The 8,415-nt window shown below is 64.4% G+C and carries 7 protein-coding genes; all 7 read left to right on the top strand.

Going from position 1 to position 8,415, the window contains the following annotated elements; genetic code table 11:
* Positions 1 to 228 precede the first annotated feature (228 nt).
* The 7 genes from K1X74_21580 (at position 229) to K1X74_21550 (ending at position 8,397) form a co-directional block, all read left to right on the top strand.
* Positions 229 to 2,187 carry a pilus assembly protein N-terminal domain-containing protein gene (locus K1X74_21580; GenBank protein MBX7168943.1) on the top strand — a complete coding sequence of 653 codons (1,959 nt, stop codon included), beginning with the start codon at positions 229 to 231 and terminating at the stop codon, positions 2,185 to 2,187.
* Positions 2,188 to 2,349: 162 nt separating this feature from the next.
* Positions 2,350 to 3,594 carry a pilus assembly protein CpaE gene (locus tag K1X74_21575; protein MBX7168942.1) on the top strand — a complete coding sequence of 415 codons (1,245 nt, stop codon included), beginning with the start codon at positions 2,350 to 2,352 and terminating at the stop codon, positions 3,592 to 3,594.
* A 275-nt stretch (positions 3,595 to 3,869) separates the two neighbouring features.
* Entirely contained in the window at positions 3,870 to 5,192 is a 1,323-nt protein-coding gene (locus K1X74_21570; GenBank protein ID MBX7168941.1) for a CpaF family protein, read from the top strand.
* A gap of 52 nt (positions 5,193 to 5,244) precedes the next feature.
* Entirely contained in the window at positions 5,245 to 6,204 is a 960-nt protein-coding gene (locus K1X74_21565; protein MBX7168940.1) for a type II secretion system F family protein, read from the top strand.
* A gap of 11 nt (positions 6,205 to 6,215) precedes the next feature.
* The gene (locus K1X74_21560) at positions 6,216 to 7,181 is read left to right on the top strand and encodes a type II secretion system F family protein (protein ID MBX7168939.1); all 966 of its coding nucleotides are present in this window, start codon (positions 6,216 to 6,218) and stop codon (positions 7,179 to 7,181) included.
* A gap of 242 nt (positions 7,182 to 7,423) precedes the next feature.
* Positions 7,424 to 7,951: a hypothetical protein gene (locus K1X74_21555; protein ID MBX7168938.1), complete on the top strand. Its 528-nt coding sequence runs from the start codon at positions 7,424 to 7,426 to the stop codon at positions 7,949 to 7,951.
* Between the two features lie 95 nt (positions 7,952 to 8,046).
* Positions 8,047 to 8,397 carry a hypothetical protein gene (locus K1X74_21550; GenBank protein ID MBX7168937.1) on the top strand — a complete coding sequence of 117 codons (351 nt, stop codon included), beginning with the start codon at positions 8,047 to 8,049 and terminating at the stop codon, positions 8,395 to 8,397.
* Positions 8,398 to 8,415 lie beyond the last annotated feature (18 nt).

The raw sequence follows: 8,415 nt of genomic DNA, 5'->3' as shown, positions 1-8,415 counted from the left end.
ATCTCGACCCGGCGGCCTTAGACAGCCTGTCGCACGTCCTTAATGTCCAAGATAACTGACGGGCACTGCCCGCCACTTACCGATTCGGTAACCCCCTTTGACCGAACGCCAGTTTCGAGGGCCAGCCAGACGCCAGTACCGCCGCGAATGCCTCAGGAAGTAGGCCGCTTCGCACGCGGGTCGCTCGATTCAACGACCGCTCAACGCTCGTAGCAAGGAAGTTCACGGATGTTGACGCTTCAACTCACACGGCCCCGGGCCGTGCGCATGGCCCTATTCACGGCACTGGCCGCGGGCGCGCTCGTTCGCGCCGCGGTTGCACAATCGCCGCTGGAAGATGCGGCCCATGGCCCCGACGCACAGCTCGCACGGCAGCCGCTGGTCGTGAACCTGCAGAATGCCAGCGAACGGCTCGAGATGACGGTCAATACCAGCCGCATCCTGACGCTCGATCAGAAGATCCCGAAGGCCCAGGTGAACAACCCGGAGGTCCTCGAGATCACGCCGCTGTCGCCCAACCAGGTGCAGGTCCTGGCCAAGAAGCCCGGCGTGACGCAGGTCAATCTCTGGGACGAGAACGACGGCATTCACACGGTCGACGTGATCGTGTTCGGCGACGCGCAAGAGCTGCAAATGGTGCTGCAAACACAGTTCCCCAAGAGCACGCTGCGCGTGATTCCTCTGTCGAACAGCGTGATTGTCTCCGGCTACGTCGATCGCCCTGACATCGTCAACCGCGTCATTCAGATCGCCGAGGATTATCACCCGAAGGTGATCAACAACATCGCCGTCGGCGGGGTGCAACAGGTCTTGCTGCACGTCAAGGTGATGGAAGTCTCTCGCACCAAGCTGCGCACCTTGGGTGTGGATTTCGCCGAGATCAACGCGAACGACTTCGTCGTGTCGGGCATCAGCGGCGTGCTCAACGGCTTCTCCGCAGCGACGCAAACCGTCAAGACAACCGGCGGCGAGACGCTCACCTTGGGCGTCGTCAACGGCGGCAACTCGTTCTTCGGGTTCCTCGAGGCCTTGCGCGAAAACAACTTGCTCAAGGTCATGGCCGAGCCCAACCTGGTGACGATCAGCGGCCGGCCTTCGTCGTTCAACGTCGGCGGCGAATTCCCGATCCTGGTACCGCAGAGCCTGGGTACGGTCTCGATTCAATACAAGAAATACGGCACGCAGTTGGACTTCGTGCCGATCGTGCTGGGCAACGGCCGCATCCGACTCGAGGTGCGCCCGCGCGTGAGCGAAATCGACAATACCCGCAGCGTGGTGATCAACGAAATCGCCATCCCGGGTCTGCGTGTCCGCGAAGTCGAGACGGGCGTCGAGATGCGGGCCGGGCAAACCCTGGCCATTGCCGGCTTGGTGCAGTTGCGTACCGAAGGCCGCAGCCGCGGGTTGCCTTATCTGGCGGACCTCCCCTATGTCGGGGCCATGTTTCGCCGCAACAGCTCGACGACGAACGAAATCGAGTTGCTGATCATGGTCACGCCCGAACTGGTCGACGCGATGGAGCCGCACCAGGTTCCGCCCGGCGGCCCCGGCTATGACACCTGCGCCCCGAGCGATTGCGAGCTGTACTGGAAGGGCATGATCGAAGTGCCGTGTTGTGCCGATGGCCGTTGTGGCCACTGTGCCCATTGCCTCAACGGCGATGCCAGCAGCGGCATGGGCGTGCCGATTACCTCTCCGGGCTACGGGCCGGGCAGCGTCGAAGGGATGATGACGCCGGGCGAAATGACGCCGACCCCGATGACGGCGCCAGAAACCGTGCCGCCGAGCGCCCCGATGCCGACGGATCCCTCGACCGAAGGTCCGATGGCCTCAGCGCCGCGGCGTGGTGCGGCGCCGGCACGTCGCTATGTGGGGAATCTGCCCGTCAACCCGAACGCTCCGCCGGCACCCGCGCCCGCGTTGCAAGTCCCGCGGATGACGGTCCCGGATAGTGCGTCGGCCGCACCGCTGCCCACCGCTGCGCCGCTGCCACCGCAACCGGGAGCCATGGCGACGCGGCCGCCGGTTGTGGCGGAACGTCCGAACTATTATCCCGCGATCCCCCGTCAAAATCGTCCGGCGCCGCAAAGTCCGACCTCGGCGGCGCCCGCCACTAGCGGGGGCGCGCTGCCAGCGGCGCCGGAACCGCCCAAGTTTATCGGTCCGATTGGCTACGACTTCGAATAACTCGCCGTGATCTCCGGCGGGTGGGCCAATCGCGACCTAGAAATTTATTGAGGGCAACAAGGCAGGCGCGTAGTGCCAGAGCGGCGCTGCGCACCGTGGTGCCTGGTCGAGAAACAAGGCGGCAGGGTGCCCCAGGCACCCCTGGTCGGACGATCGAGTTCTATGAAGCACGTCCTGCGATTGGCGATCGTCGATCCGAACGACGGCTCGCGCGAGTCACTCAAGTCGATGCTCTTGGGCATGGACATGATCTGGCTCGAGGCTGAATGCTCGCGCTACGAGTTCTTCGCCGACGTCATCGCGCAGACGCAGCCCGATATCGGCGTCGTCTCGCTCGACAAAGATGCCGACAAGGCGCTCGAACTGGTCGATCGCTTGAACGCAACCGCGCCGAATTGCAGCATCCTGGTGCTGAGCAGCTCGACCGATGGCAACCTGATTCTCCGAGCCATGCGGGCCGGGGCCAAGGAATTCATTTCGCTGCCGATTCATCTCGAGGACCTCATTGGTGCCTTGGAACGGATCAGCGATCGGCGCTACGGTGGCGGAGGCAAGAGCCGTGCCTCGAACGTGATCGCCGTGTGCGGCGCGACGGGGGGCGTAGGCTCGACGAGCCTGGCCGTGAACCTCGGCTGCGTGCTGGCCCGCGATACCCAAAACTCGGTCGCCCTGGTCGATCTCGACCTCAGCCTGGGCGATGCCGACGTGTTTCTCGACACGATTCCCGATTACACGCTGCTCGACGTCGCCCAGAACGTCACGCGGCTCGATTTCACGCTGCTGAAGCGCTCGCTCACCCGGCATGGGTCCGGCCTGTACCTGTTGCCGCGGCCCGTGCAGATGGAAGACGCGGCGCTGATCACCCCTGACGATTTTCAGCGTGCAGTGGGCCTGTTACGGGCCACGTTCACGCACCTGATTTTCGACTTGTCGAAGAGCTATTCGGCGCTCGACTGGGTGTCGCTCGAGCTGGCCGACCACATCCTGCTGGTCACGCAGCTGGATCTGCCTTGCCTGCGGAACGTCGTCCGGTTGATGGTCTCGCTGAACGAGCACCACAACGTGGCCGACAAGGTGAAGATCGTCGTCAACCGCATGGGCCTCGACAGCGGGCAGATCAGCATCAAAAAGGCGCAAGACACGATCGGCCGCGAGATCTACTGGCAGCTTCCCAACGACTATCGCACCATGGTCGACGTGCGCAACAACGGCGTACCGCTGATCGAGCAGGCTCCCAAGGCGAAGATCACGCAGTCGATCATGCAACTGGCGGATTCTCTCGGCGGCGCAGGCCCGAGCGCGGCAGGCACAGAGCCGGCCGCCGCGAACAAATCGCTCTCCGGGCGGCTGCGCAATTTCTGGCCGGGCACAAAACCGCCCGCGCCCGCGCCACCGGCGCAGAAGTAACGCGCCTCGCGCAACGGCCCCCCCTGTCGTCTGCCCCGCGTGTGGCGTTTTCGCCACACCTTCTGAGGGCGATCACGACGCCGTGTCATTTCGCCACCTCGTGAGCCTGGGATCGGCTATCCGTGAGCTATGTTTGCGCGGTGCCAGGTCGGACTGCCAGGCACATGCTGCGCTTGCGCGGCCTCGACGGCCGTCGGCAGGTGTGGATATCAGCAACCGGGTGGCGCTCTGGCGCAGGCCCGACAACGGAGCAGTTTGGGGAGCAAGGTTCGAACATGGCGAAGCAAGTCGTCGCAACACGGCCGTCGGCGGGCGCCTCGGAAAACGAATTTGAGGATCTGAAGCGCAAGATCCACGGCAAGCTCGTCGACAAGCTCGATTTGTCGCGCGTCGGCGATCTGGCGGGCGACACGCTGCGCCGCGAAATCCGGCTGGTGGTCGAGCACTTGTGCGACACGGAAGGCACGCTGCTCAATCGCAGCGAACGCGAGCGCCTGATCGAAGAGGTGCTCGACGAAACGTTCGGTCTGGGCCCGCTCGAGGCGCTCCTCAAGGACCCGACGATCAGCGATATCTTGATCAACGGCCCGAAGAAGGTCTACGTCGAGCGTCGCGGCAAGATGGAACGGACCGGCGTCCAGTTCCGCGACAACGGCCACCTGCTGCAAATCATCGATCGCATCGTGTCCCGAGTCGGCCGGCGCGTCGATGAAACGTGCCCGATGGTCGATGCCCGCCTGCAAGACGGCTCGCGCGTCAACGCGATCATTCCGCCCCTGGCGCTCGACGGGGCCTCGATGTCGATTCGCCGCTTCGGCGCCAACCCGCTCAAGCTGGAAGACCTGTTGAATTTCAAGGCGCTGACGCCGGAAATGGTGATGCTGCTCGAGGGCGCGATCAAGGCCCGGCTCAATATGATCATCGCCGGTGGTACCGGTTCCGGTAAGACGACGCTGCTCAACACGCTGTCGAGCTTCATCCCACCGACGGACCGCATCATCACGATCGAGGACGCGGCCGAATTGCAATTGCAGCAGGACCACGTGGTCCGGCTCGAGACCCGGCCGCCGAACATCGAAGGCAAGGGCGCCATCACGGCCACCGACCTGGTGCGCAACGCCCTGCGTATGCGTCCCGAGCGGATCATCATCGGCGAATGCCGCGGTCCGGAAACGCTCGACATGCTGCAGGCCATGAATACGGGCCACGAAGGATCGTTGACGACGATCCACGCCAACACCCCGCGCGACGCCCTGGCGCGTATCGAGACGATGATCACGATGGCCGGCTTCGAGCTGCCGCTCAAGGCGATGCGCCAGCAGATCGCCAGCGCCGTCGACGTGATCATTCAGGCCAACCGCCTGCAAGGCGGCAAGCGCCGGGTCACACACATCACCGAGGTGGTGGGGATGGAACAGGACACCATCGTGATGCAGGACATCTATCACTATGTGCAGACCGGCATCGACGAGGGCGGCGTGGCCCTAGGCCGGTTCGAGTCGACGGGCATCCGTCCCACGTTCATGGACCGGCTCGAGGCCGCGGGCGTGCGGCTGCCGGCCAGCGCGTTCCGGCAGCGAACGATGATGGAAGCCTAGACCCGCGCGGGCACCGCGAGAAACACACGACCCCCTGGTACCGAGCGTAACGATGAGCCCCTTGATGATTTCGATCGCCGCATTCGTCGGCGTTTCGGCCCTGGTCGGGGCCGTGGCGGTCATGCTGCGCGAACGGACCGACGGCCGCACCGAGGACCGTCTCGACTTGTTCGCGGCCGCCGGCGGCAAAGGCGCGCGCAAGGAGCAGAAGGAAACAGTTCTGCTCGAGCCGCTCGACGACCACGAGTCGGCGCTCGATCAATTTCTCAACGAGCACTTCAATCTGACGCGGCTGTTCGAACAGGCCGATACGTCGCTCAAGCCGGCGACGTTTTTCCTGATCTCGGCGATTTTCGGTGGGCTCGGCGGCGCGGTCGCCGCGTATTTTTCGCCGCTGGCCATGGTGCCGGTGATCGCGATCCTGATGGGTCTGCTGCCGCTGATGTGGCTGCTGTTCCGCCGGTCCCGGCGGTTGAAGGCCTTTGCCGCACAGTTGCCCGATGCCTTGGAACTGATCGCCCGCGCCCTCCGCGCCGGGCACAGCCTCGCGGCGGGATTTCACCTCGTGCAGGACGAAATGCCCAGCCCGATTGCCGGCGAGTTTGGCCGGGTGTTCGAAGAACAGAATCTCGGCGTGCCTTTCGAAGAATCGCTCGAGGCACTGTCGACGCGGATTCCCAACACCGACCTGCGGTTCTTCACCACCGCGATCATTCTGCAACGTCAGACGGGTGGCGATCTTGCCGAAATCCTCGACAAGATCGGCCACTTGATTCGCGAGCGCTTTCGCATCTGGGGCCAGGTGCAGGCGCTCACCGGCGAAGGCCGGCTCTCGGGCATCGTGCTCCTCGGATTGCCGCCGGTGCTGTTCCTGGCCGTTTATCACCTCAATCCGACCTACGTGATGGTGCTGTTCACCGACCCGATGGGCAAGCAAATGCTCGCCGGCGGCGTCGTCATGCAGATCCTCGGGGCGCTGGTGATTCGCAAGATCATTAACATCAAAGTGTGAGCCTGCTGGCCATGTTTGCTGACCTGATCAATTTTGAGGAGCTGCTGCCGCTGGCCATCTTTGGCATGTTTGCGGCAGCGGCATGGTGGACGCTGGAATTGCTGGCCAACGGCCGCAATCGCGCCGACGAACGGCTCGACGAGATCAAGAACCCGGCGTTGCGCCGCGGCGCCAGCCAGCCCAAGAGCGACGCGAACGCCATGACGCGGGTGTTCGAAAAGGCGTCGCCCGCGCTGGCCAAGCCGCTCAAGCCGACCGACGAGCTCGAAGCGAGCAAACTCAAGATCAAGCTGGCCAACGCCGGCTTCCGCGGCGAGTCGGCGGTGTCGATCTTTCTCGGGCTGAAGTTCCTGGGGCTGATCGTGGGCCTGGCCGCTGGCACGCCGCTGATGCTCAGCATCCACGGCATGACCCAGAAGGGGTTGATGTACTCGATGTTCTGCGCCGGCGGGTTGTTCTATCTGCCCGACCTCGTGCGGCTCTTCATCGCCAAGCAGCGGCAAGACGCCATCTTTCTCGGCCTACCCGACGCGCTCGACCTGATGGTCGTCTGCGTCGAGGCCGGCTTGGGTCTCGACCAGGCCATGCGCAAGGTGAGCGACGAGATGCGCAAGAGCTGCCGCGTGATCAGCCAGGAGTTCGGCCTGTCGAACCTGCATTTGCAGATGGGCCGGCAGCGCTCCGAGGTGTTGCACGAACTGGGCGTCCGGACCGGCGTCGACGATCTCCGCTCGCTGGCCGCGATCTTGATCCAGGCCGACAAGTTCGGCTCGAGCATCGCCCAGGCCTTGCGCGTGCAGAGCGATTCGATGCGGACGCGGCGCCGGCAATTGGCCGAGGAACGGGCCGCCAAGACGGCCGTGAAACTGATTTTCCCGTTGGTGATCTTCATTTTCCCCGGCATCTTCGTGGTGCTCGTCGGCCCGGCGGCCATCACGATGATGCGCGAGATGTTCCCGAAGATGAGTGGCAACTGATCGCACGGTATGCTGGCACGCCGGCGCGGGTAGTAAGGCTTTCGCGATCGTCAAAGTCGCGGATGCTAGCTGCCAAAACCGCTCCGGAAGGGCCGCTCGGGCGTCGAGGCAGGTATCAAGTGGCCGCAGTCCCGGCGCGTGCTCATCCGATAAGACTTACACACGCCCCCGCGCCGACGGGACCAAGGAGGTTCGCGCACGGGCGGGGCATTGGCGGGCAAGCCCTGCGAAGGATCACTGGCATGCGAAGCATCGGATGCGTCACGCTGCTGGCCGTGTTGTGCTGCTCGAGTTTGGCCGAGGCCAACCCCTGGCGCAACTTCTGGGCGACCTGCAAGGCCAACCAATGCTGGCCCGCGCCGTACAACTACGCCGATCGCACGGCCGCGACGATGCCGTTTGCGATCATGGTCGAAAACGGCTGGCGGATGCAGAACATGCTGGGCGAATACCATTTCCGCCCCGATGACCAGCAGTTGACCGAGGCTGGCCGATTGAAGGTCTATTGGATCGCCGTCGAGGGCCCCGCCGCGCACCGCACGGTGTTTGTCCCGCGGGCGGCCACTCCGGAAATCACCCAGATGCGGATGGCGGCGGTCCGCTCGTCGCTCGAAGGCATGCACCTCGATTTCGCCTTCGACGTGCAGGAAACAGGCCTGGCGCCGCCTGCCTGGCCGGCCGACTACATCGACTCGATCGAACGCAAATACCGGGAAACCACGCCCCAACCGCGGCTGCCAAAGTTCGAGAACGCGGGGAGTGTTCAGTAGCGCACCAGGAAGCGGTCTCGGCAGGATGTCGAACGAGCCCCCTGCGTCGCCCGGCGAACGCCGGCACGCGGTGCTAACCTGCCGAGGACCGACTCATGAGTCCTGTGCTGTGCGACCCCAAGTCGCGCGTCGTGGATTTCGAAAGCGAAGTCGCGCCGCGCAAACGTAGCCGCGCTGCCGTCGGCCTGCTGCTGTGGACGTTGCTGGCCGCGACGCCCCTGGTCATCACCGACGGCGATCGCATTGCCGCTCATTGGCTGCGCGAGCGCATCTTGCAGACGCCCTCGGTGGTCGCGGCTCAGGAGGTGGCCGAGCCTGCGACGAGCCTCCTGACGGGCAACTCCAAGCCGCTGCAGTCGCTCATCAACCGGCAGCGCGCCTCGCGGATTATCATTTTCTCGAGCCTGGGGATTTGCCTGGGCCTGTACCTGATGCTGCGCGAGTAGCCGGGGTCGCAGCTGGGT

The organism is Pirellulales bacterium (assembly GCA_019694435.1).
Classification (GTDB): Bacteria; Planctomycetota; Planctomycetia; order Pirellulales; family JAEUIK01; genus JAIBBZ01.
The sequence above is the reverse complement of the archived record's forward strand: the minus strand, read 5'-3'. Positions and strand labels throughout refer to the sequence as shown.